This window comes from Rhodococcus sp. P4_C10 (assembly GCF_056402135.1).
On sequence record NZ_JBFUHZ010000002.1, the window covers coordinates 237,359 to 259,485 of the forward strand.

The 22,127-nt window shown below is 68.6% G+C and carries 20 protein-coding genes and 4 pseudogenes; 12 read left to right on the forward strand and 12 right to left on the reverse strand.

Annotated elements, in window-relative coordinates; genetic code table 11:
* Positions 1 to 99 precede the first annotated feature (99 nt).
* From AC1DWC_RS02215 to AC1DWC_RS02230, 4 genes are all read right to left on the reverse strand, one after another.
* Positions 100 to 2,271, reverse strand: coding sequence for a hypothetical protein (locus AC1DWC_RS02215; RefSeq protein ID WP_477905755.1), 2,172 nt, complete (start codon positions 2,269 to 2,271; stop codon positions 100 to 102).
* A 72-nt stretch (positions 2,272 to 2,343) separates the two neighbouring features.
* Positions 2,344 to 3,165, reverse strand: a complete 822-nt coding sequence (locus AC1DWC_RS02220) for a DUF1707 SHOCT-like domain-containing protein (protein ID WP_477905757.1) — start codon at positions 3,163 to 3,165, stop codon at positions 2,344 to 2,346.
* Positions 3,162 to 4,031: a DUF1707 SHOCT-like domain-containing protein gene (locus AC1DWC_RS02225; RefSeq protein ID WP_477905759.1), complete on the reverse strand. Its 870-nt coding sequence runs from the start codon at positions 4,029 to 4,031 to the stop codon at positions 3,162 to 3,164. The genes AC1DWC_RS02220 and AC1DWC_RS02225 overlap by 4 nt, the downstream gene beginning before the upstream one ends.
* Positions 4,032 to 4,118: 87 nt before the next feature.
* Positions 4,119 to 4,784 (reverse strand): DUF6891 domain-containing protein, encoded by a 666-nt coding sequence (locus AC1DWC_RS02230; RefSeq protein WP_477905761.1) that lies wholly within the window; start codon positions 4,782 to 4,784, stop codon positions 4,119 to 4,121.
* Positions 4,785 to 5,197: 413 nt separating this feature from the next.
* On the opposite strand from AC1DWC_RS02230, the gene AC1DWC_RS02235 reads away from it, so the two are divergent.
* Positions 5,198 to 5,494 (forward strand): antibiotic biosynthesis monooxygenase family protein, encoded by a 297-nt coding sequence (locus AC1DWC_RS02235; RefSeq protein ID WP_477838896.1) that lies wholly within the window; start codon positions 5,198 to 5,200, stop codon positions 5,492 to 5,494.
* Between the two features lie 57 nt (positions 5,495 to 5,551).
* On the opposite strand, the gene AC1DWC_RS02240 is transcribed toward AC1DWC_RS02235, so the two are convergent.
* A complete protein-coding gene (locus AC1DWC_RS02240) occupies positions 5,552 to 6,403 on the reverse strand; it encodes an acyl-CoA thioesterase domain-containing protein (RefSeq protein WP_477905763.1) in 852 nt (283 codons plus the stop codon).
* A gap of 1,219 nt (positions 6,404 to 7,622) precedes the next feature.
* On the opposite strand from AC1DWC_RS02240, the pseudogene AC1DWC_RS02245 reads away from it, so the two are divergent.
* From AC1DWC_RS02245 to AC1DWC_RS02255, 3 pseudogenes are all read left to right on the forward strand, one after another.
* Positions 7,623 to 7,946 (forward strand): annotated as a pseudogene (locus AC1DWC_RS02245) (SHOCT domain-containing protein); the annotation flags it as partial.
* A 114-nt stretch (positions 7,947 to 8,060) separates the two neighbouring features.
* Positions 8,061 to 8,374, forward strand: a pseudogene (locus AC1DWC_RS02250) (SHOCT domain-containing protein).
* Between the two features lie 162 nt (positions 8,375 to 8,536).
* Positions 8,537 to 8,802: pseudogene (locus AC1DWC_RS02255) on the forward strand (WhiB family transcriptional regulator); the annotation flags it as partial.
* A gap of 303 nt (positions 8,803 to 9,105) precedes the next feature.
* On the opposite strand, the gene AC1DWC_RS02260 reads toward AC1DWC_RS02255, so the two are convergent.
* Complete coding sequence (locus AC1DWC_RS02260) at positions 9,106 to 9,420, reverse strand: hypothetical protein (RefSeq protein ID WP_477905765.1); 315 nt, start codon at positions 9,418 to 9,420, stop codon at positions 9,106 to 9,108.
* A gap of 619 nt (positions 9,421 to 10,039) precedes the next feature.
* Between AC1DWC_RS02260 and AC1DWC_RS02265 the strand changes: the two genes are divergently transcribed.
* Positions 10,040 to 10,552 carry a hypothetical protein gene (locus AC1DWC_RS02265; RefSeq protein WP_477905767.1) on the forward strand — a complete coding sequence of 171 codons (513 nt, stop codon included), beginning with the start codon at positions 10,040 to 10,042 and terminating at the stop codon, positions 10,550 to 10,552.
* A 197-nt stretch (positions 10,553 to 10,749) separates the two neighbouring features.
* Positions 10,750 to 11,040 (forward strand): YidH family protein, encoded by a 291-nt coding sequence (locus AC1DWC_RS02270; protein WP_477905769.1) that lies wholly within the window; start codon positions 10,750 to 10,752, stop codon positions 11,038 to 11,040.
* Between the two features lie 203 nt (positions 11,041 to 11,243).
* On the opposite strand, the gene AC1DWC_RS02275 is transcribed toward AC1DWC_RS02270, so the two are convergent.
* Positions 11,244 to 11,723: an alpha/beta fold hydrolase gene (locus AC1DWC_RS02275; RefSeq protein ID WP_477905771.1), complete on the reverse strand. Its 480-nt coding sequence runs from the start codon at positions 11,721 to 11,723 to the stop codon at positions 11,244 to 11,246.
* A gap of 385 nt (positions 11,724 to 12,108) precedes the next feature.
* On the opposite strand from AC1DWC_RS02275, the gene AC1DWC_RS02280 reads away from it, so the two are divergent.
* Positions 12,109 to 12,870 carry an inositol monophosphatase family protein gene (locus tag AC1DWC_RS02280; RefSeq protein WP_477905773.1) on the forward strand — a complete coding sequence of 254 codons (762 nt, stop codon included), beginning with the start codon at positions 12,109 to 12,111 and terminating at the stop codon, positions 12,868 to 12,870.
* 68 nt (positions 12,871 to 12,938) lie between these two features.
* Here AC1DWC_RS02280 and AC1DWC_RS02285 read toward each other — a convergent pair whose 3' ends face one another.
* From AC1DWC_RS02285 to AC1DWC_RS02295, 3 genes are all read right to left on the reverse strand, one after another.
* Entirely contained in the window at positions 12,939 to 13,271 is a 333-nt protein-coding gene (locus AC1DWC_RS02285; RefSeq protein ID WP_477905775.1) for a hypothetical protein, read from the reverse strand.
* Between the two features lie 293 nt (positions 13,272 to 13,564).
* Positions 13,565 to 13,987: a hypothetical protein gene (locus tag AC1DWC_RS02290; protein ID WP_477905777.1), complete on the reverse strand. Its 423-nt coding sequence runs from the start codon at positions 13,985 to 13,987 to the stop codon at positions 13,565 to 13,567.
* Positions 13,988 to 14,333: 346 nt separating this feature from the next.
* Positions 14,334 to 14,534 carry a hypothetical protein gene (locus tag AC1DWC_RS02295; RefSeq protein WP_477905779.1) on the reverse strand — a complete coding sequence of 67 codons (201 nt, stop codon included), beginning with the start codon at positions 14,532 to 14,534 and terminating at the stop codon, positions 14,334 to 14,336.
* 899 nt (positions 14,535 to 15,433) lie between these two features.
* On the opposite strand from AC1DWC_RS02295, the gene AC1DWC_RS02300 reads away from it, so the two are divergent.
* Complete coding sequence (locus AC1DWC_RS02300; protein ID WP_477905781.1) at positions 15,434 to 16,483, forward strand: hypothetical protein; 1,050 nt, start codon at positions 15,434 to 15,436, stop codon at positions 16,481 to 16,483.
* A gap of 16 nt (positions 16,484 to 16,499) precedes the next feature.
* Here AC1DWC_RS02300 and AC1DWC_RS02305 read toward each other — a convergent pair whose 3' ends face one another.
* Positions 16,500 to 17,414: an alpha/beta hydrolase gene (locus AC1DWC_RS02305; RefSeq protein ID WP_477905783.1), complete on the reverse strand. Its 915-nt coding sequence runs from the start codon at positions 17,412 to 17,414 to the stop codon at positions 16,500 to 16,502.
* A 399-nt stretch (positions 17,415 to 17,813) separates the two neighbouring features.
* Between AC1DWC_RS02305 and AC1DWC_RS02310 the strand changes: the two genes are divergently transcribed.
* Positions 17,814 to 18,473, forward strand: a complete 660-nt coding sequence (locus tag AC1DWC_RS02310) for a response regulator (protein WP_072844651.1) — start codon at positions 17,814 to 17,816, stop codon at positions 18,471 to 18,473.
* Positions 18,474 to 18,488: 15 nt separating this feature from the next.
* On the opposite strand, the gene AC1DWC_RS02315 is transcribed toward AC1DWC_RS02310, so the two are convergent.
* Positions 18,489 to 19,106: a hypothetical protein gene (locus tag AC1DWC_RS02315; protein ID WP_477905784.1), complete on the reverse strand. Its 618-nt coding sequence runs from the start codon at positions 19,104 to 19,106 to the stop codon at positions 18,489 to 18,491.
* A 202-nt stretch (positions 19,107 to 19,308) separates the two neighbouring features.
* Here AC1DWC_RS02315 and AC1DWC_RS02320 point away from each other — a divergent pair, with 202 nt between their 5' ends.
* The 3 genes and pseudogenes from AC1DWC_RS02320 to AC1DWC_RS02330 form a co-directional block, all read left to right on the forward strand.
* Positions 19,309 to 19,926: an FxsA family protein gene (locus AC1DWC_RS02320; protein WP_477905786.1), complete on the forward strand. Its 618-nt coding sequence runs from the start codon at positions 19,309 to 19,311 to the stop codon at positions 19,924 to 19,926.
* Complete coding sequence (locus AC1DWC_RS02325) at positions 19,923 to 21,506, forward strand: amidohydrolase (RefSeq protein ID WP_477905787.1); 1,584 nt, start codon at positions 19,923 to 19,925, stop codon at positions 21,504 to 21,506. The genes AC1DWC_RS02320 and AC1DWC_RS02325 overlap by 4 nt, the downstream gene beginning before the upstream one ends.
* A pseudogene (locus tag AC1DWC_RS02330) lies at positions 21,496 to 22,127 on the forward strand (apolipoprotein N-acyltransferase); the annotation flags it as partial. The gene AC1DWC_RS02325 and the pseudogene AC1DWC_RS02330, both read left to right, overlap by 11 nt.

Below are 22,127 nucleotides of genomic sequence, written 5' to 3' on the forward strand. Positions count from 1 at the left end.
CCCTGGGGATGGGGGGCCTTCACTCGTCTCGCGTCCTGAGCAGGGCCCGGTTCGTCGCGTCATGCGGGGGCGAGAGTGTCCGGATCGGGGTGTCGGGATTCATTCGGCCTCCAGGTCGTGCAGGAGCGGGCGCAGGCGGGCAAGGGCGCGTTCATCCTCGACAGCGATGTCTCCGCTGGAGTCGAAGCGCTCGTCGCGGTCCACGAGGGAGCGGAGCTTCTTCGCCACCGCGCGGCGGACCGTTGCCGGTGCGCCCGCCAGCCGTTCGGTGAGCCGGAGGCCGAGGTCGCGCGCCCACCGGTCGGTCACGGCACCCGCGACGACCTTCACGATTCGTGCGGGAGTGCCGGGCAGGGGCAGCCCGAGGTCGAGGAGGGCGATCGCGGCGGCGGTGCTGGTCTTGACGAGCGGGCCGTTGTAGTTCTTGCGGTCGGTGACGACGAGGTCGGCGAGCAGCGCCTCGAAGTCGGTGTGCGCCTCGGGCGGTAGCAACTGCTGGGCGCGCCAGTCGAGTGCTAGGCCGATGGCTTCTTCGATCGGGCCGCGACCGGCGTCGATGATGCGGCGAAGCACGGGCCAGCCGGTTGCGGCCTCGCCCGAGTCGAAGGCGGCGAGGATGCGTAGTGAGGCGAGCTGGTCAGCTCGCTGGAAGTCGCTCGTTGCGGGTTTCGTGCCGACGAGGCTGCGGCACCAGTCGAGGAAGCGCGGGTCGGTGCGGTCGGCCCACTGCGCGAGCACCGCGGACTCCTTGTGTTCGAGGTCGGCGTCGAGGACGCGACGGAAGTCATCCGGGTCCTTCGTCAAGCGTGCGAGAGCGAGCAGCACGGTCGCGTCGCCGGTGACGGTCGCCTCGCGGACGCGGTCGAGGCTGGCGGTGTCGCCCCACGTCGCGAGCGTGTCTGCGGCCTGCTTCGGCGCGAGAGCGAGCAGCTCCCGGACCTCGGGCCGCGCGTCGGCGGTGGCCTCGGCGGGCCAGGAGGCGAGCAACTCGATGAGGTGTCCGGCGCCGTCGCGGGACGGATCGGCAGGAGGCTCCTGCCGCAGCGCCTGCCGGATGCCGGCGATGAGCATGGTGGCGGACGGTGCGTGTTCGCGCACGAGCGCGTAGCCGAGCGCGGAACGCCCCGACGCGGAGGTGGCAACCATGAGGCCGCGCGCAGCGGGGTTGGTGAGCAGGGCCTGAGCCATCGGGCGAGCCCAGCGTCCGTCGCCGGCGCGCAGCAGGGCGAAGGCGGAATCTGCCCGAGCGTCCGTGTCGAAGGTGCTCGACCCGATGGCGGAGGTGCCGCCGGCAGTGACCCGCTCGGCGAGGGCGACGAGCAGGTCGCAGACCTCGGGTGTCGGTGGGCACTGCCGGAGCGCCGCGATCATTGCCTCCGGCGTGGCCTCAGGCAGCGCCGCGAGTGCGAGCAGGCGACGGACCGCCGCCGGAGCGTTGCTCCGGGACCCGATGACGACATCGACGAGCCCCGCGATCGTCGCCTCGTCCGGCGCCGGCAGCGCGGCGAGTACGACAGCCGATGCCTCCGGGTTGACCGCGCTCAACCACTCCGGGAGGTTTCCGACACCGAACGCGATGCCAGGCGCAACCTCGACGGCGAGCTCCCATCCCGCCACGAGCGCGTCGAGATCGGTGGTCTCACTGCCCCCGGCCGCGATCCGCGCAAGCGTCGCCGCCGTCACCAGGCCAGGATCCCCGTCCGCGAGAGCGGCAGAGACATCGACACCGAGCGTCGTGAGCGCGGCGACACATGCCTGCTCGACCTGCGCCGCCGGGCGTGCGCCCGCCCGCGCCGCGAGCGTCTCGAGAGCGGCGGAATCGGCCGTGCGGGCCGCGGCCTGCAGCAGTGCCGCGGCGGCGGCCTCCGGGCCGTCGTCGACGATCAGTGGTCGCACGAGCGCCGCGATCCGGGTCAACGAGTCCCGGGCCGACCGGACGAGGGCGGCCGTCTCGGCGTCGTCCAGCTCGACCTGTTCATAGTCGCGCACCGCGTCGTCGAACATCAGCAGCAACCACGCCGTGCTCTCCGCATCCGCGGTCTGCCGTGCGCCGAGCAGCGCCGCGATCGACGTCATCGCCGGCGCGGTCGAGTCGTAGAGGGTGCCCTGATGCAACACCGCCGCCCACAGCTCGTGCAGCGACTCCTCGACTGTCTCCGCGCCGGCGAGCGCCTCGATCCAGCCGGGCACATCGCTCGCGTCGCCGTACGCGTGCTCCAGTGTCGGCCAGTCGACCTCGGCGAGGTGGGTGCGCCAGGACACGCTGTTCATGGGGTCTCCTTGTCATCGAACAGCCCGGTGTCGGGCAGGGCCGTTGCACGGTTTCGCCTGCAGGTCGAGGAACTACCGGTCGCTTCGGCGGACGCTGCGGACGGTGCCGTCGAAGCCGACCGTCAGGAAGCCCTGCGCCCCCGTGTCCTCGTTCCGCAGGTAGATGCCCACGGCCGGTCCGTCGTCCCCGCGGTCTGCGATCAGGTAGACGTCGCTCGGATTGTCCACGCCGAGCGTGCGATCGGCGCCGTAGAGCAGCCCGATCAGCTGGGGAACGTTCGGGCGCAGCTCCGCGAGGTCGACGGGCACGCCCTCGGTGCGGGGCGAGGTTCCGTTGTCCGTGATCCGGGCCTGCCCGTCCTCCACCTCGTACCGGTACGACTGCTCGCGGCCGGGTTGGCCGGGCACCGCGCGCGAGAAGGTCGCGTAGTCGGGGTAGACGGTCAGCCCGTCGACCTCTGAGTCGCCCAGCTGGTGGGCTATCGCGTCGAGCATCCGCCCGAGACCCGCCGCGGTGGTCAGTTCCGCTTGCGCTCCAGCGGGGGTGGCGGCCGGATCGTCGTAGTTCCGACTCGACGTGACCACCACGATTCCGCAAACCAGGACGACGACGGTCGCGAGCGCGACGGCCCAGCGGGTGCTCCGCGGCGGTGACGGCGCGCTCACGCTCTCCCACAGGTTCGCAGGCACCTGCAGGTCCCGCACGAGTCGATCGAGGTCGGCCAGCGTGCGCGCCGACCCGGCTGCCTCGACCCGATTCCGGTGCTCGCCGTCGCTCAGCTGGCCGTCGGCGAACGCCGAGTCGAGTGCGTTGCGCACCGCTGCGCGGTCGACGCCGCGGGCGCGCAGCCGCAGTGCCGAGGCCCGAGGGCGCCGGCTGTTCGGTGTGGTCATCGTCCCTCGGCCTTGGAGACGTCGACGACCGTGCCGTCCAGTCGCGTGTCCACCATTCCCCGTCGATCGTCTTTGTCCTGGAACAACACGCTGACCAGACCCTCGCCGGTCGACGAATCGGGGCGCACGAAGATGTGCTCCACCTTTCCCGCCGGGATCCCGACCAGGCCCGCCCCCGTCGTGATCAGCTCGCCGAGCCGGTCGATGTCGAGGGCTGCGAGATCGACCGTGTCGGTGTCGAGGGAACGTGACTCCGGATCCCCTGAGGTGGCGAAGCCGCCGCGGAAGCTCCAATCCTGTTCGCGGTGCGGCTGGTCCTCGAGCATCCGGGTCACGAACACGTAGCTGGAGTAGAAGATCACCTCGTCCACCCGCAGATCCTCCTCGAACTTCGCCCCGAGCTGACGCACGAATTCGCGGACTCCGTCGGTGGTGAGGGGATCGATCGGCTCGACCACGATCGGCTGTGGCTCGCCCGTCGGGATCGGCGCGGGGACGGGAGCCTGCCGGGCGGCGCCGGTGGTCCCGGGTGCCGCGTCGTCCCCGCGGGTGGCGAAGGCCAGGGTACCGCCGACCGCCAGGACCGCGGCGACGACGGCGGCCACAACGCGTCCGGGAACCCGCCGCCTCGGCGTCGGTGCGGGCGCCTTCGCGCGTGTGGCCTCGACGAGATGCTCGGGGATCTGCAGGTCCGAGACCAGCGCGTCGAGTTCACCGAGCGTCTTGGCCTTCATCGCCGCGGCGGTGCGTGCCTCGTACTCGGCCGGGTCGAGCTGTCCCTCACCGTATCCGGCGTCGAGCAGCCCGCAGGTCTGGGCGCGATCGATGTCGCGCGCGCGAGTTCTGGAGGAATCCTGCTTAGGCACGCACGTGATCCTAGGAAACCGTTCGGAATCGTGTCCGCCCGCCTCCCGACCGATCCGGTCCCGCGGCTACTCCCATTCGACCGGGCGTCACGCCTCGATCGGGTCGTACCAGTCGGCGTTCCTGAGCAGCACCCTCGTGCCCAGGTCGCGATTCCATTCCGGCTCTATGCCGTGCCGCCGGAAGACGGGAAACATCACGTCGTCGAGCAGGCGCGTCACGTCGGCCGTGTAGAGGTCTTCCTTCACGTCATCGCTGAGCGCGCCGTAGGTGGCCTCGTCGAAGTCCTCGGGCGGGAACGCGCCGTAGCCGATGTGGGTCTCGCCGTCCACGACGAGACGTTCGGTGTCCTGCTGGTGGAAGTAGGCGTAGCCCTTCCAGTGCCGGCTGTCGTCGAGCTCGCCCCAGATCTCGCCGGACGCGCAGGTACCGCAGCAGGTGAAGTCGGCGCGGGCGAGGACGCCGTTGGCGTTGAGCTCCTCGAACGCGGCGATGGTGCGGGAGGTGTACGCGCCGAGCTCCGTCTGCTGGCGCAGCCGCGCGGCGCGGAGAGCGTCGAACGCCGCCCCGAGCTGCTCGTCGGTGAGGTCGTATTCGTCGCCGTAGATGTCGATGAAATCGTCCGCGTCGTCTCGGCCGGTGATCAGCTGATCCCAGATCTGCCGGGTCAGCTCGGCGCGGCCGTCCTCGTCGAGGGGCAGCTCGGGCAGGGTGGCATAGGGCGGCAACGTGTTCGGGTTCGACAATGCGCTCACAGCGCAACCTCCAGACGACGATCGGAACCGGGCGAATCGCCCGGCGGTGACGATGCTAGCTTCCGTCGATCCACAGATTGGTACGCAGGCCAAGACATGAACGAGGCCCCGCACCCCCTTCACCGATAGGTGGAACTCGCAGATCGTCGCCCCGAAGCTGCAGTCGTCCTTCCTTCGTGTTCTCGCTGACCAGAACGATATTGACGCCCTCGGTGCGGTCGAGGACCGAGTCGGGCGCCCTGGTCGCGCGGTCAGATTGCCGACAGGGTGAACCCAGTGATCATGGAGGCTGGGCCGGCTTCCGTGCCCAACCGTATCCCCGTCGCACACCGCACTGCCCGAAGGACATTCGGCCTGGATATCGGGCCACGTCAGCCTCCGCGGCCCCGGAACGCGTGTGCGATCATCGGCGAATGGTCCTGGAGCACGCACTGCTGTCGGTCAATCCCGGCGAGGAGGATGACTTCGAGGCAGCCTTCGCGGAGGCCAAGGAAATCATCGCGGGCATGCCCGGCTACCAGTACCTGACCCTGTCGCGATGTCTGGAGCGACCGAGCATCTACCTGCTACTTGTGCATTGGCAAAGCCTCGAGGATCACACCGAGGGCTTTCGTGGATCTGCCCAGTACCAGGAGTGGCGTCGGCTGCTGCACCACTTCTACACCCCGTTCCCCACGGTCGAGCATTTCGTGCAGGTGCAGAGCGCCTGACGTGGTTCCAGGACCGACTGGGATCGGACACATAGTTGTCCATCGGGACGATTGTGGCTAGTGAGTTGAGTCGAAATCGGGTTGGTAGGAGCGATCGGATTCTTCCCATGGTTCGGGGCCGCTCGCTGAATTCAGGCTGCCGGCCAGGTGGGCGACGGAGCCGACCAGGCTGATCCCGAACCGGCCGTGTCTGTCCCACATCGTCGCCGCTCCGGCGGCGATGCCATTGTCGGAGATGTGGTTGTCGGCCTCGATCCCGACGACCGGGCTGATCGGCAGTCGTGTCAGGAGAATCGTCACGTCGCGGTTGATGAATCCGATTCCGCGATCGCTCCAGCTGGTCAGCGTGTTGGTGAGTTCGCCGACCATGGCGGCACGAACGAACGGGGTGTTGTCGGTGCCGGAAATTAGCTGCGGTTGGTCGAACCACAGGCGCTTCCTGCCGGCGTTCTGGTGTTCTGGCATCGAGAGGCTCCACCGGTCGGGGTGCTCGTCGCTGCCCCAGAGAATGCCCGGCTGGGGTAGTGCCGTGATGAGCGGTTCGGGCGGGGTCATCGACTCGTTCTCTGGGTGCCACCGCGAACCCGGCGGATCTTGAGTCGGTCGGATCGACACCATGGATGCTCGCGCCACGGTGCGTTCGCCCTGTCGTACGACCACATCGGCGATGCGGATGCTGCGTCCCTCCCGAACCACCGTGGTGTCGGTCTGCAAGGGCGAGAACGTCGGCTGTCGGAAGATGTCCAGGGTGAATCTTGCCGGGCGGTATCCGGGTGCGCCGCAGGCCGATTCCACCGTGTGAGCGGTCAATCCCGCCAGGGCTGATCCGTTGATCGAGTCCGGGGACCACTGACTTTGGGAGAAGGGGAGCGGATGAAATCCGTCGTCTCTGCATTCGAAGTAGGCCACGGCGCTCCTGTGCGTTGGTGCGAACGAGTCTGCGTCACATCTGCCAAACTAGAACTTGTTCCAAGTTTGGCACAGCATCGAACGTTGAAGCAGGAAGTCGGCAATCTCGGCGACGCCAGTCACGTACACAGTCGCGCTCGGCGAGTGCGTGAAGTTCGCAGATGGTCGAATGGAAGACCTCGCGCTGGCGGCGCACTCACTGAAACGGCGAGTTGTGATGCGGCTCTGGCGCACGAACGCACGGTCCGTGCCTGCTTCGGTAATACCAGTCATCGTCCGCGCCGCTGTTGTCGATGTCGTCACGTCATGCTGCATCGAGTTGGCTGATGGAGTCGGTCCACGACTCCGCGTACGCATCGACATACTCCTGGTCCGTCCTCGACGCAGTGGCACGCATCAGCGCGTCGGTTGCCTCACGGACACCACCGGTGTCAGCCCTCCGGTAGGGATCGAGGTCGAAGGGCGGAAGGATTTCGACCACCACGCGACGGCGCCACCACCGGACCGACGGGTTGAGGCGGGGCCTGTGATCGCGACCGGAAGGATCGGCGCAACCGCGGCCATCGCGACTCGCACTGCGCCGGTCCGGCCGCGGTACATGCGGCGTCCGGTGAGCGTGTCCCTTCGGGATTGATGCCCCGGACCTGGTTCTCGTCGTCGATGCGGGGATCGACGTCGCACGTCACACACCAGGCGTGATCAGCCGGCCACACGAACGCCGGGGTGGGAGCTTCGATGTCGTGCAGCAGCGTCTCGATCTGGGCGTCCCAGTCGGCGAAGTCGGTGAGCGCTCCGTGGAAGAGAAAGTAGTCGCGGTTCGGGATCGAGACCTTCGGCGTCGGATCGTCGCCGTGGAAGCTCGGCCACCCATCCCAGATGCAGATGTAGCAATCATCAGGTGTGCCGGTGTATCGGGCCAGGTCGGCCAGGATGACACCGAGTTGTTCGTTGTCGGACAGGACATCCGGATCGCGGTGGGCGTCGTTTTCGCTCTGCCCCGGACAGCTCGGGTCCGGGACGAACCGCAGTCGCGCGTACTTGTCGAAACTGACCGGACCCCGTGCGGCCAGCCGCGACCAATCCTCGTCTCGCTGCTCGGCCAGTCCGGGGAGTTCTGGGCGCCGTCAGAGGTGTAGCGCTCGTCGTCCAGGCCCACCACTGCGGCGACCTCGTCCGGGTGGTGGGTGGCACCCCACATCGCGTACAGGCCCGAAATCGAATGGGGCATCAGGACGTACGAGCCGTCCAGTCCCAGTTCCCGGAGCGCGGCCCGGGTCTCGTCGACCCCCGCCGGCACCGAGTCCTAGGCTCGAAAAGGGTCGGGTGGCAGTGTCCAATCGGGTCTCGCGCCGTCAGGGTCAAACGGTGGGCTGACGAACAGCTTGCGGCACAGTACGAGTCATCACCGGCGCAGCAGTTCCCGCCGCAGCCGGCGCCCCCGCCCCCGTCGGCGCCGGGTGTCGACCGGATCTCCGCTCTGAAACAACTCGGCGAACTCCGCGATCACGGGGTGCTGACCGATCAGGAGTTCAACACCGAGAAGGCCAGAATCCTGGCCTCCCAACCGCACCACCGAGTGGACGGAGCACCGCCAAGGGACGGCTTCTGGGATTTCTTCTGGTTCGTCGCCGTCACTTTCCTGTTCGTGGCATACCTGATGGTGCTGTTTCAGATCATCACCGACCTGTTCCGGGACCACCAGATGTCCGGGTGGCTCAAGGCCCTGTGGCTCGTGTTCTTGTTCCTGATCCCGTTCCTGTCGGCGCTGATCTACCTGATCGTGCGGAACGAGGGCATGACCGAGCGGTCCGCGTCGGCCTTCCACCAGGTCAGCAGGCCCAGGACTGCTACATCCGCGAGGTGACCGGGCAGTCTCCGGCTCGGCAGGTCGCGGATGCGAAGGCGTTGCTCGACTCCGGCGCGATCACCGAGCCGGAGTTTCAAGCGATCAAGTCCAAGTCACTGGTGTAACGGCGGCGCCGGTCCCGGTCGGCTCCTGGGCTGGGCGGCGCGGCTGCGTAGCCTGGCGGTGTTTCCACTGTTGCAGGCCGATTCCGTACGGTCTTCGAGGGGGGAACGATTCGCATGAGCGACGCCACGAGGCATACCCGCATCGAATACGACGTCGACGGATTGAACTGGAGAACGCGGGCGTTGTGTCGGAATGGTCACTCCGACCAACTTTTTGTACGGGGTGCAGCCCAACGCAAGGCCCGCTCCTGTGTCGGCACTGCCCGGTGCTGATGGAGTGCGGTGCGTATGCGCTCGACAAGCGTGTCGAGTTCGGGGTGTGGGGCGGCATGACTGAACGGCAGCGTCGGGCACTGCTCAAACAGAATCCCGAGGTCGTGTCCTGGTCCGCCTTTCTCGGCCCTCGGACCCGACGATCGTCCGTGTAAGCGACATGGGCAGTGTCCGGTGCGATCACATCGCACCCGGACTTCCTCGTGTCCGCTGACAGCCGTCATGGTCACCGGGTTTCACGAAGGCGATCTCGACCCACCTCCTCCAACCGGTGGTTCGGGTGCGCAGTGGGCCGGGCGGCCCCGCTGGTTCGGCCGCGCGCTTCCCCGACCAGTCGCGCCTCGAACAGGAAATGCGGATAAGCGGATAAGCAGAGACGAGACGGGCAGGCGCCTAGCTGCCCTCCGCGTATGGACTGATGTCGTGAGGGCTCGAGCACGTGCCCCGGCCCTTCGGGGTCACTCGGCGTTGCCGGTGGGGAAGTAGACCGATCCGTCGCTGCCGACGCATCCTCCCTGGACGGGTCCCGACCCGAAGGTGCCGTTGACCTGGCCGGTTCCACCGTCGGGGTTCGATCCGACTCCTGCCCCGCCTGCTCCGAATGCGCCGCACGTGTAGCTGTTGGAATCGCCCGGGTCGTTGTGGAACTGAACCTGCGTCCCTGGTGTGTTCGGATCGCCGTGCATGTGTGGGGCGGCCGTTGCGACGCCCGGAGCCGTGAACAGGGCGATGGCGGCTGCTGCGATGACCGCACGCCTGGTGATTGTTGTCATGGGTGGTCACTCTCGATTCCATTCCAGCCGACACCCGTGTGGGAGTCGACTGTCCTCGCCGAGCGGGCGTGTGGAGCGCCGTCACCTGGTGGTGGACCCCATTATCGTCCCGGGGTGGACGGCGAGATACCCCTGATGCCCGGCCTGTCGGAGGCGATGGGCGGCCGATCCCGACTTCGAAGTGCATCGATCCGCGTCGCACGCGTTGCCGCTGCGCTCAGATCGCTCTTCCGCCGCCGGTAGGAGCGGGATCGGGCGGGCGGGGTCGGTGCGTTCATCCCTGCTGTCGTTCGCGAGCTGGTCACGCTCTCTTCTGGTCACCTGGCATCGTGGCCCTGAGCACGCGTGAGGAATTCAGGGGACAGGATCACTGCTGCCGCATGAGGGTTGTGGCCCGGAGAGGCGAGTTCGGACACGAGATCGTCGAGCCGGCCCCGGACGGCCCGGCGGGGGGAGCGCATGCACCTCCACAGTCGAAGTCAGACCCTCCGGTCTTCTCGATGGATTGATCTCACCCGCCCGGGCGCGGTGGACGGCCGGCGGACTCCGGGTCCCGGTGCTCAGGCGGCCTCGTCGCGCTCGCAGTACGGCATACCCTCTCCCGAGTAGGCTCTACCAGGTGACCGCCACGATGCCTGGCGTCAAGAGCAGCGCAAACGTCAACCCCTTGTGGTTCTCGGCTCGCGCGGGCGGCGGCACGACATGCAAGGCTGCACTCGGCGCTGTCGACGGCCAGATCAAGGCGGGCGAGCCGGCGACCGGTGCCATCGTGAAGGGGCTCCCTCGGATTCGATGTGACGGGCGGCCTTTTCATTTCGATCCGGTACGACAGCCCGCTGGGCGAAAGGCTCGGAACATGGACAAGAAATTGCCGACGGGGTACATCGTTCACCTGGAGAATGACGACGGCGTCGACCTGATCCCCGAGGGCAATGATGCCTCGATAGTGGACGGCGTGCTGACAATCTTCAAGAACACCGAGGTCTTGGCGATCTACCGGGCCGGGTCGTGGAAGGCCATCCGTCGTGACAAGAACGTCACGCGCTACGTTGACAAGCAGCTCTCACCGGTCTCGATCGAGGCGATCGAAGACTCGGCGACGTCGACCGGGCCGGAAACCGTGGTGGGCTGATCTCCGGCACCGACGGAGTGTCCGATACGGAAAGAGCGTTGAGCGCGAGTGGAGGGCTTTCCCTTGCGAGGAAAGCGGCTCCGGACCGCTCCGAAGCACGATCGTCGGCGTTTCGGACGCCGCACCCGGCAGTCGGGAAGAGTGCATGCGCCACAACACCTTCGGCCCCACCCAGCCGAACACCGGAAGCACCGCCCGTGACCACCTCGCGAATGAACGAGTGTCTCGCGTGGCACCGCACCGGGATCAGTGTCGCCGCACTCGGGGTGGCGGTCGCGAAGTTCGCCCCGGACCGCGGCGGCCACGCCGTCGCCGCCGGGATCATCCTGCTCGCCGCGGGCCTGCTGGTGTCGGTGTACGGCACCGTCCGCTACCGGGTGATCAGCCGGCAGCTCGAGTTCGGGGAGTTCGCACCGGCCACCTTCTTGGCTAGAGGATCCGACGTAAACGTGGTTGATTGTCGGGTCGACCGCGATCGAGGCCGGTGAAATCTCCACCGGGTTCGTCCGTGAACTCGGTGTGAACAGCGTTCGGGCTGTTCTGGTTTGCACTACTGCTGGTCCTGGGACTGGGGCTTGACTCACCTCGTCTACGGAAGCGATCTGCTCACTGTGATCATCCGCAGGAGCCGACGACCCACAACCTGACGCGAGCGCTGCAACGGCCAAGACGGGTACCACTGCGGATAGCCTCATCGCCCCACTTTCAGTTCGGTGGCCGTTGGCGGATTCTGACTAGTCAGCGCAACTGGCCTCGTCGAGGTCGACGTGTTGCTCGGGAAGCCCCCGGGAAGCGTTGCGACGGGACGCTCTCGCAGAGTTTTATCGATCGCCTCGCTGGTGCGCGGGGCGTCGGTGCCATCGCTGAGGCCCAGCCCGAAGGGTTCGACGGTGACGACGGCGTTCTGCTCGGCCAGGCGCCGCGCCAGCGGGGCGAAGCCGAGGATCGGCTCCGGCGTTGCCAGGCCCGGCATCAGGACGACGGTTCGCGGTCTGGAACCCTGGACCGCGACAATCATCCGGCGCCCGTCCACCTCGACATGGCGGTGGTCGGAGCCGATTGCCATCTTCGATGGCCGTCTTGTCGCGAGGCGTCTGCCACCAATGGACACCCGCTGAAATCGCAACGGCACAACGACTACCGAGACCAGGCCGACGAAGATCCATCGCACCACGCGAAGTGGCCGGCGCCGTGGCCTCGGATGCGTCGAACCCGCCACTTCACTCGGTCGATCGTCATCGGTCTGCCCTCCCGATTCCACGTCGACGGCAATCGGATCAGGCCCCCTGTATTCCCCATGCGGCAACGTAACCGACGCCAATCTCCCGTATTCGTTCCTGTCGGGCGATGCGGCTATTGTCAGGTTCAGCGGCAGGCAGTGGGCCGCCCTCCACACCGGCGAGGTCTGGGGCGCAACAGGCGTCCTGGGTCCGAATCCGGGGGCGCTGCCCTCGGATTTGAGGTGGCGGGCCTACTGCCTTCCCGGCCTGGTCGCGGTTGTCGCTGGAACCGCCCTGGTTCGGGCTCCTCCTACGGGACGTCCTAGTATCCACGCGATGGGCAGCGTTGATGACCTCCAACTCGCGTTCGACACCTCGGACTTGGCTGCGGAACTCGCGCTCGCTCACTTCGAGTCTGGCGTTTCGGCAACGCTGAAGGACGACGGCACACCGGTCACCGAAGCCGACCGGGCAGTCGAGCGCTTGCTCCGGGAGACGTTGTCGGGGGAACGGCCGGACGATGCATTCTTCGGTGAGGAACTCGGTCAGCTCGGTGAGTCCGATCGGGTCTGGATCCTCGACCCGATCGATGGCACCGGGTTCTTCAGTCAGGGTGATCCGAACTGGCGAATCCACATTGCCTTGGAGGTTCAAGGGACCACCCAAGTCGCGGTCGTCACCTCTCCTGCGCTGCGGCGCTGTTGGTGGGCAACCCGGGGCGGCGGTTCCTTCGAGTCGTCCTGGCCACGCGAGGAGAGCGAGACGCGCCGCCTCCAGGTCAATACGACGGCGACGCTCGCCGACGCCTTGCTCGATGCTGTGGATGACGAGTCCCGAGCCCGACTCCCACCGAGTGCCGCTCACGCACCGGGGAGCCCACTACCGCTGGTCGAACTCGTTCGCGGCGAAATCGATGCCTTCTTGGCCGAGCGCTACCACAAGTGGGATCACGCGCCGTGGGTTCTCCTCGTCGAAGAAGCCGGCGGCCGCTTCACCGATCGAACCGGTGGACATGCGAACGATCGGGGCGGCGGCCTGTACTCGAACGCCAACCTGCACGGGCAGCTACTCGCTTCGCTGCACTACCCGGCGCATTGAGGTTCCGCCACGGGCGACGCCGAGCCCCCAACCCCGCCGTCCGCGATCGCGCACCCTCGTTCGCCCGGTCAGGACGTTGCTGGATCCCAGAAGTAGAGCTGACCTGCAAAGGCGCCGATCAACCCCGACGGCGGGTTGAGGGCGTGCTTCTTTCCTTCCGGATCGAGCTGGTACGCAACGGTCATTCCGTGGAAGGAGACGCAGTGGATGTTGTCGGTTCCGAAGGGGCTGAACGCTACCTTATTGGTGCCGTTCCATGCGTCGAGGACCCACGGCACCCGAAACTGGTCGCTGCACGGGTAATCGCGTAGGCCGATATCTTGTGCCGCTGCGCCGGGCGCCAAGACGGTTCCGATGCCGACTGCCAGTGCGCCCGCTGCGACGAGCATCGTGCGGTTCATTTCGAATTGCCTCCCCAACAATCGGTAATGGACAGTCTGTCTATAGGACACGCAGCGTTCGGCGTTACGAGCCTGCCGCAGTTTGACCGTCCCGATGAGTTCACCGCCGGTTCGACCTTGGGTCGATCCACACTCGAGCTCCGGCTCGGTGCCTGTTTGACGATCGCCGAAGGGGACGGCCGGTGGAGTCGATCAGAGTGGAGCCGCCGCGGACAGGGGGCTGGCGGTGGTGAGGAACTTCCGCGGCTGCGCAGCGCTGTGGAGACGACGACGTTGTCGTCCTCGAATTCGGTCTATTGCGGGCAGCTGATGGTTCCTACGGCAGTGGTCGGTGAACCCGAGCCGCGGTTGCCCGGGGCGGCGTTGATCATCGAGAAGTCGACGACTCGGCCGTCGTCGCTCGACCGCACTGCGATGCTGTCGCTGTCCGGGTTGAACATCTGGACGAGAGTGCCTGTTTCATCGGCAAACATGATGGTCACCGACACGACGGCGGGTTCCTCCTCGTCGTCACCGTGCGAGTCCTTGTCTCCGACGGAGACTACGACCGTGTAGTAGTCCTGGCGGGGATAGTTCTCGGATCCGCGGAAATCGTCCATCGCCTGCGAGGTGGCGGTGTAGTACCGCCTTCCGTCCGTCGGGTCGACGGAATACCCGATCCTGGTCCTGTCGGTCGTGGACGCGTAGCCGGCCCACAGCCCGTCCAGTGTGACCACGGCGCCGACTGGAGTTCCCTTCGGCGATTTCGGGAGCGGTGGAAGCTCGCGTGGGCCGGCCCCGCGGTTCACTCGGAACACCGCTGGCTCCGACTGCGGTTCACTGCTGCCGGCGGGGGCCGCCGAGCACGCAACCAGGAACGAAACCAGCAGTGGCTGAGCAACCTACGCCGCGCCTTCAAGGGACGAAGGCACCTTCACCGGTGCTCAGCACCGGCGGCCTTCCCGCTGCGTCGATTCACCACCCACTGAATCGGTCCTGTGACTGATCGCACAAGACCTGATTGCCGGCGTCTGGTGCCTACAGGTCGGGCACCACAACGCATCGGTCGGCGCTGGACTTCCGCTACTTGTCGACGAACGACTCACAGTGGATCTGACCGGCGGCGCGTATCAGGACCGGGTCGGCATCGATGCTGGTCGCGTCGCCGGTCACCTCGAACGTCACCGCGGTGTCGTGGTCGTTCGCGGTGATCGTCGCGCCCTGGCCGTCCTCCGCGCCCATGCGGAAGTGGCGGCCCTGCTTGTCCGAGAAGACGATGGTCACGGACGGCGGGTCATCGGGGTACGAGGAGACGTCGGGGACATGGACTTGGACGTCGAAATCTCGTCCGGAGTTTTCGCCGCCGGCGTCGTACTCCGCGAAATCGCTGGTCTTCGCTGTGAAACTGCGCGCCGCACCGGCGTGAGGGCCGCTGTAGCGGATGCATTCGGGGCTCGCTTCGGGCGGAAGGGTGACCCTCTCGGGCCAGGCTCCGGTGACCTCGAGCCATGCTCCGCTCGAAGGACCGGCAGTCGGCGTGGGCGGCCGCGGGTCTTCCGGCTGTTGAGGCACCCCGCATCCGACGACCGACGCTGACACGGTCGCGAGTATTGCCGTCACAGTGACGTATCTGCTCCTACCCCGCATGACAGTCACGGTAGGCGAGTGGATCGGTCGTGTGCAGCGGGATGCCGGGATTCCTTGTCGGCCACCAACATCTCGGATCGACAGGCGCCGCATCGGTGTCGAATGAGCAAGGAGGGCCCGTGCTGAGGGAGTGCCGACAACGGAGTCGCAGCGCTGATCGGGAGTCGCTCGGGGCGCCGGGGATCTGATTTCGGCCGGCGCGTCTGACGGCGGATCCGTATCACCCAGTCGCCGGGTGGCTCGGTTCCGGTAATCGGTGAGCGAACTACGGCGGGCCGACTCCCGTCGATGGGGCAGTCGGCAGGTGCACAGTTTTTGCCGGGGGTGGTGACGGGTCCGGGTGCGGGCGATCGGGTCGCCGGCGCCGGATCCGAATGCCAGGACGGTAACTCACGATAAGTGGGGATTATGACGATCAAGAATCAACGTTTCATTACACACATTGTTACGTTTCCTGTCCTGTAACGTAACTAAACAGGGTGCAGCCGGGATTTCCGAGGGTGCGCTGTCACGACGACGAACGAACAGGGGACGACATGCCCACCGACGAACCGACGGACCGCGACACGACGGAGGGCGACGGACGAGAGGAGCCGCGGGCGCGGCCCGGCCGGCCCCGCAAGTACGAGAGCGACGCGGACCGCGTCCGGGCGTTTCGATTGCGCAGGAAGGCCCGCGAACAGCAGGGGGACCTCGACGCCATCGAATCCGCCACACCGAGCGAGGCCGTCGGGACGCTCGAACGGACGCTCGAGGACATCCGGACCGTCACCACCACGTCGATCGAGCAGTTCAACGTGTTCGCCCGCCAGATCACCGCCGCCGTGGACAAGCTCACCGACCCGGACGCGCTCGACGCCGCGATCCACCGGGCGAACGTCGAACTCGCCCAGTCGACAGCGAAGTACGAGGCGGACCTGGCGGAGCTGCGGGCCAGACACGATGCCGCCGTGGAGGACCGCGCGAACGCGGACGCGGCCGTGGACGCGGTCGACGCCGAACTGACCGAGGCCGTCGCCGAGCATCGGCTCGAGCTCGAACGCCTCGCACGCGACCATGAGGAGGAGACCGGACGGCGCGAGCAGGCACACGCGGAGGAGCTACGGACAGCAACGGACCGCGCCGCCGCGGTCGAGGCGGACCACGAGACCCGTCTGACCGCCGCCCGGACGGAGATCGCCGCACTCCTCGGCCAACTCGACGAAGCCCGCTCCAGGGCCGAGGCGGCCGAGCAGGCCCGGGCCACCGCCGAGCAGCACGCCGAGCGGGCCGGCGCCGCGGCGGAGCAACGCCTCGTACAGGTCGGCGCCGCCGCCGAGCAACGCATCGCCGACCTGCGGGGAGCCGCCGAGCAGGCCGCGGCCACGGCGGCGTCGACCACCGCCCGGCTCGAGAAGTCGGTCGATCTCGAACGGGCGGCCGCAACCACCGCCCGTGAGCGTGCGGACGCGCTCCGAGACGACCTCGAGCGGGCCCGGGTCGAGGCCAGCCAGGCCCGCACCGCAGAGGCGGCCATGCGTGAACAGGTTTCGGAGCTGCGGGCCGCGCCGCGCGGCGGCCAGCCAGCCGACCCGTCGAAGGGGTGACGCCCGGGCGAGGCGGCTACGCCTGTTCGACGACTCCAGCGACGACGGATCGCGCTGCGGTGGCCAGCTGGCTCAGACCGGGTTCCTCGATCGGGAAGTGTCCGCAGTTCTCGAGGAGAACGGACTGTGTCGGTGCGGAGATGCAGTCGAGAAACCGTTGACTTGCCCGCGGCGGGGTCCACCGGTCGGCTGCGGGGTGGACGAGCGTGACCGGGGCGGCGGTGAACCGTTCGGGTGGGGTGTGTGGGTAGGTGAACCAGTCGGCGAGGAATCCGATGGGGACCCGGACCCCACCTCCACGTGGATCGGAGCCGCACAGGCGTGACAGGTCGGGGTTGTTGCTCATCTGGTTCATCCGGACGAGCCATTTGATCGGTAGTCGTAGGTTGCCGGCTACCCGCGCGATGGGTGGCAGGAGTGTGGGTGCGGCCTTGCCTGCGAGACTCCAGCGGGCCGCGGCCGCCCGGGCTTCTGTATCGGCCGTGTCGAGCAGGCACGTCGCGAGCACCGCGGCGATCTGACCGGTGCGGGCGGCGACCTCGTACGCCATCATCCCGCCCATGCTCGCCCCGAAGAGAATCAGCGGACGCGGGTCGCCGGCTCGTTCGGCGGTGACCAGGTCGCAGAGGAGGTCGATCCAGTCTCGGTAGCGAACGCGTGCCGGCCGAGGTTCGACGGTGAGGCCGTAGATCGGCATGTCCGGGAAGAGGATGTCGACTCCTTCGTCTGCAGCCAGCGCCGCGAAGGGCCACAGAGCCATCGAGTGGCCGCCGGCACCGTGGATTCCCATGATGCGCACAGGTGCCTCCGGGTTGCGGGCGCGCGCGATGTGGACGCGGGTGTCACGCCACTGCCACCACGTCGATTCCGGTTCGCGGCGAGCCGATCGGTAACTTTCTGGCAGGAACCTGGCGTACGTCGCTACGTCCATCCTTCGAATCCCCATCCTCGTCGCACTGCACCGGCGGGAGCCTTGTCCCTCGTGTGGCGCACGATAGGCGCACGCCTGTGACCTGCGCAATGTTCGTAACAACGCCAAGAATCGAAAGCGGCACAACGAACTACGGATTCGCCGCGGCCTCACTCACTTGTTCGGGCACCCATCTGGATCAGCACGCATTCGCGAGGTTCGCGACAGGTGCAGGACGACCGGCCAGTGACGTCGTCTCGCATGATGTGTCAGAGCCGGTCCGCGGCCTGCCGTTGTGCAACGGCAGGCCGGATCGGACGACCGGGGCGGTAGCCGTCAACCCCGGCAGGTCACTGGTCAGCTCTGGGCGCCGACAGCCTTCGTCGCGAGGACGTTTCGCCGGTGCCCTAGGGTGTGGACGTGCCGATCACCGTGCTGCTCGTCGACGACCAGGAGCTCATGCGTGTGGGCCTGACCATGGTGCTCGACGCACAGGACGACATCACGGTGGTGGGGGAGGCCGGTGACGGCGCCGCCGCCGTGGCCGCGGCAATCAGGCTCGAACCCGACGTGGTGCTGATGGACGTGCGGATGCCCGTGGTCGACGGCATCGCCGCCACCGAGCAGATCCTCGAATCCGACTGCCCCAGCCGGGTTCTGGTGATGACGACCTTCGACCTCGACGAGCACGCGCTCGGCGCGCTGCGGGCCGGGGCGAGCGGGTTCCTGCTCAAGGACACCCCGCCCGAGGACCTGATCTCCGCAATTCGGAGCGTGGCGGCCGGCGACGCGGTGGTCTCGCCCAAGGTGACCCGGCGACTGCTCTCCCGGATGATCGGCGACGACCCGGCACCGAAACGTGCCCCGGAGGTCCTCGACGTGCTCACCGAGCGCGAACACGAGGTGCTCGAGCACGTCGCGGCCGGGCTGTCCAATGCGGAAATCGCTCGGGGCCTGCACCTCTCGGAGGCGACGGTCAAGACACACGTCAGCCGGATGCTCACCAAGCTGGGGTTGCGAGACCGGGTGCAGGCCGTGGTGCTGGCCTACGAGACCGGGCTGGTCACGCCCGGCTCGTAGGCCCCCTCACCGGTGTCAGGCGGTGAAGCTGCCCACGGTCGGCAGCGCCATGCAGTTGGTCCCGTCCAGGTAGTCGACGGAGCCGAAGAGCGCCGCGAAGACCTGGCCCTCGCCCGTCGCGACGGTCTTGGACATGGTCGGAATCGTCATCAGCGCGTCGTCGAGCGGCTCGAAACCGCCCTTTAGGGTGTTGACGTTGAACCAGGCAACGGAGAGCCCCGAGGTCTTCGGGATGCCGAGGACCCCGGGCAGCGCCTGGAAGCGCAGGTCGCCGCGCTCGATCCACGGCGGGATCGGGAAGTTCGGGCCCGCCTGCGCGGTTGCGACGGTGACGGTCAGCGGGTTGCCCGCGACGCCGCACCCCAGCGTGGGCGCCGGGTAGAAGAAGTTCTGCGTCTTGGTGGCCCCGAACTCCGGAAGCGGGGGCAGTCCCGGCAGGAACCCGGCCGCGCCGAGGATGCCCTGCAGCGCGGCCAGCGCCTCGGGGGACTGCGCGCCGGCCTGGGCCAGCAGCCCGGCAAGGTCCGATCCCGGCGCGGGTGCCGGTGCGGCCGTCGCGGTACCGGTGAACACGAGGGTGGCGGCGGCAGCGGAGACCGTGAGGGTGGCGATCCGGCGGAGGATCCGGTGCATGGTGACTCCTGACGTTGTGGTGCGGTGAACGTGACGAACGACTGCCCCGACCGGCCGATCTCGGAATGTCGTCCCGGAACTCGGCCCAGGTGCACTGCACCACGCAGAATGTCTCAATGTCAACTTGAGGGTTAGTGTTCGGGAGAAAATTCGGATACTCACGCGTTGGACTGACAGAACCGTCTACCGAAAGGACCACGCCATGATCCCGGCGCTGCTCGTGCTCTATCTCGCTGTCGAGGTGGCGGCCGTGATCTGGGTCGGCAGCACCATCGGAGTGCTGTGGACCGTGCTGCTCTTCCTGCTCGGCTGGGTGGTCGGCCTGTGGCTGGTCCGTTCCCAGGCCAAGCGCGTGTTCGAGCAGTTCCGGCGCGCCGGCGCCGGGACCGCCTCGGCCGGTGGCGCGGTGGCGGACGGCGCCCTCGTCGCGGCCGGCACCGTGTTGCTGGTCATCCCCGGGCTCGTCACCTCCGCGCTGGGGTTGCTGCTGTTGATCCCGCTCACCCGCCGGGTGCTGCGGCCGGTGGTGCTGCTGGTCGGTGGCCGCCGCGTCGCGATGGCCACCGCGGCCGGTCAGGCCGGGGCCGGGGTGTACGCCCACACCCGACGTCGCACCGTCGTGGACGGGGTGGTCGTCGAGGACACGATCGTCGACGCCACCGTGGACGGCGAGGATCTCCGGTACTGGCCCGGCGCCGACGGCGGCAGGCAGTCGGAGGATCCGCTCGCCATCGAGGGCGAGATCGTGCTGCCGGATTCCGACGGGCGGTACCCGGGGCGCGACCAGGACGGATGGGGCGGGCAGACTAAGGCTCCGTGAGCACCCAACTTCTGGTCAACGGACGCATCTACAGCCCGGCCGCCCCGGACGCCACCTCGATGGCCGTCACCGACGGCATCGTGGTCTGGGTCGGGGAGGACCGGCCGGGCCGCGCGCTACACCCCGACGCCGAGGTCGTCGACCTCGACGGGGCGTTCGTCACCCCCGGATTCGTCGACGCGCACGTCCACACCACCGCGCTGGGCCTGGCCCTGACCGGCCTCGACCTGGCCGCCGCGGCGTCGCGCGGCGAATGCCTCGAACTGGTGCGCGCGTACGCCGCAGCCCACGACGACGCCGTGATCTGGGGCCAGGGCTGGGACGAGACCCGCTGGACCGCCTCCGACGCGGCCGCGCCGACCACCGCCGAACTCGACGCCGCCGCGCCCGGACGCATGGTCTACCTGGCCCGGGTCGACGCGCACTCGGCCGCCTGCTCCACCGCGCTGCGCGGCGCCGCCGGGGTCGACGACGATCAGGCGCCGGTGACCGGCGACGACCACCACCTGGCCCGGACAACCGCCCGGTCGCTGCTCACCCCCGAGCAGCGCGCCGCCGCTCGCACCGCCGCCCTCGACCTGGCCGCCGCGCACGGTGTCGTCGCCGTGCACGAGTGCGCCGGCCCCGACATCGCCGGCCTCGACGACCTGACCGAACTGCTGGCGCACCCTCACGGTGTCGAGGTCCGCGCCTACTGGGGCGAGGCCGTCACCAGCGCCGAGGAGGCCACCGCGTTGCTCGCCCGAACCGGCGCGCACGGACTCGGCGGCGACCTGTTCGTCGACGGCGCGATCGGCTCGCGGACCGCCTGGCTGTGCGCGCCCTACGTGGACCGCCCGCACGCCGGCACCTGCCACCTCGACGTCGACGCGATCGCGGCGCACCTGAGCGCCTGCACCCAGGCCGGGATCCAGGCCGGCTTCCACGTCATCGGCGACGCCGCGGTCGCCGCGGTGGTGGCGGCGTTCGAGCGGGTCGCCGACGAACTCGGCGCCCCCGCCGTCGCGGCCCGCGGCCACCGCCTCGAACACCTGGAGATGATCACCCCGGAGCAGGCCGCCGCGCTGGGCCGGCTCGGCGTGATCGCCAGCGTCCAGCCGGCATTCGACGCACAGTGGGGCGGCGGCGACGGCATGTACAGCCGGGCGCTCGGCACCGAGCGTGCCCGCACCCTCAACCCGTTCGCCGCGATGGCCGCGGCGGGGGTCTCCCTGGCCCTCGGCTCCGACGCCCCCGTCACCCCGCTCGACCCGTGGGCGATGCTGCGGGCCGCGGTCAACCACCGCACCGAGGGCCACGGCCTGTCCCCGCGGGCCGCCTACTCCGCCGCCACCCGTGGCGCCTGGCGAGCCGGCGGCGTCCGGGACGGGCTGGCCGGCACCCTGGTCCCCGGCGCCCCCGCGTCGTACGTGATCTGGGAGGCGGGTGAGCTGGTGGTCAGCGCCGCCAAGGACTCCGTGCAGCGCTGGTCCACGGACCCCCGCTCCCGGGTGCCCGCCCTCCCACACCTCGAGCCCGACAGCCCGAGTCCCGTCTGCCGTAAGACCGTGCACCGCGGCGTCACCGTCTATGAGCGCTGACACGTCCACCGACGCCGGGCCGGCGGTCCCGTCGAGCCCGGCGCCCGGCCGGCTCCGGCGGGTGGCGCCGACCCTGCGCGACAGCCTCGCCGCGGTGGTCGCGGGCCTGCTGCTGTTCGCGAGCTTCCCGCCGCGTCCGACCTGGTTCCTCGCGCCGGTGGGGGTGGCGCTGCTGGTGCTGGTGCTCACCCGCGCGCCGCTGCGGCCGCGCCGCGGCTTCGGGTACGGGTTCCTCGCGGGCCTCGGCTTCCTGGTCCCGCTGCTGCCGTGGGTGGGGGAGTACGTGGGCCCGGCGCCCTGGCTCGCCCTGGCCACCGTCGAGGCCCTGTTCTTCGGCCTGTTCGGTGTGCTCGCGGTGCTGGTGGCGCGGCTGCCCTGGGCACCGCTGTGGCTGGCCTGCGCCTGGTCCCTCACCGAGTGGTTGCGCGCGAGTGTCCCGTTCGGCGGCTTCCCGTGGGGCCGGCTCGCGTTCGGTCAGCCCGACAGCTGGCTGCTGCCGATCGCGAGTCTCGGCGGCGCGCCGCTGCTCAGCTTCGCGGTCGCGCTGACCGGCACCGGCCTGGCCGCGCTCGCGCTCGCGGTGGTCCGCGAGCGGTCGCCGCGCCGATGGCTGGCCCCGGC

What these genes read in the sequence shown, in the direction of transcription:
- AC1DWC_RS02215 (WP_477905755.1), bottom strand. Translation starts at nt 2,271, where the DNA reads ATGAACAGCGTGTCCTGGCGCACCCACCTCGCCGAGGTCGACTGGCCG.
- AC1DWC_RS02220 (WP_477905757.1), bottom strand. Translation starts at nt 3,165, where the DNA reads ATGACCACACCGAACAGCCGGCGCCCTCGGGCCTCGGCACTGCGGCTG.
- AC1DWC_RS02235 (WP_477838896.1), top strand. Translation starts at nt 5,198, where the DNA reads ATGGTCCTGGAGCACGCACTGCTGTCGGTCAATCCCGGCGAGGAGGAT.
- AC1DWC_RS02260 (WP_477905765.1), bottom strand. Translation starts at nt 9,420, where the DNA reads ATGACAACAATCACCAGGCGTGCGGTCATCGCAGCAGCCGCCATCGCC.
- AC1DWC_RS02280 (WP_477905773.1), top strand. Translation starts at nt 12,109, where the DNA reads ATGGGCAGCGTTGATGACCTCCAACTCGCGTTCGACACCTCGGACTTG.
- AC1DWC_RS02285 (WP_477905775.1), bottom strand. Translation starts at nt 13,271, where the DNA reads ATGAACCGCACGATGCTCGTCGCAGCGGGCGCACTGGCAGTCGGCATC.
- AC1DWC_RS02300 (WP_477905781.1), top strand. Translation starts at nt 15,434, where the DNA reads ATGCCCACCGACGAACCGACGGACCGCGACACGACGGAGGGCGACGGA.
- AC1DWC_RS02305 (WP_477905783.1), bottom strand. Translation starts at nt 17,414, where the DNA reads ATGGACGTAGCGACGTACGCCAGGTTCCTGCCAGAAAGTTACCGATCG.
- AC1DWC_RS02315 (WP_477905784.1), bottom strand. Translation starts at nt 19,106, where the DNA reads ATGCACCGGATCCTCCGCCGGATCGCCACCCTCACGGTCTCCGCTGCC.
- AC1DWC_RS02320 (WP_477905786.1), top strand. Translation starts at nt 19,309, where the DNA reads ATGATCCCGGCGCTGCTCGTGCTCTATCTCGCTGTCGAGGTGGCGGCC.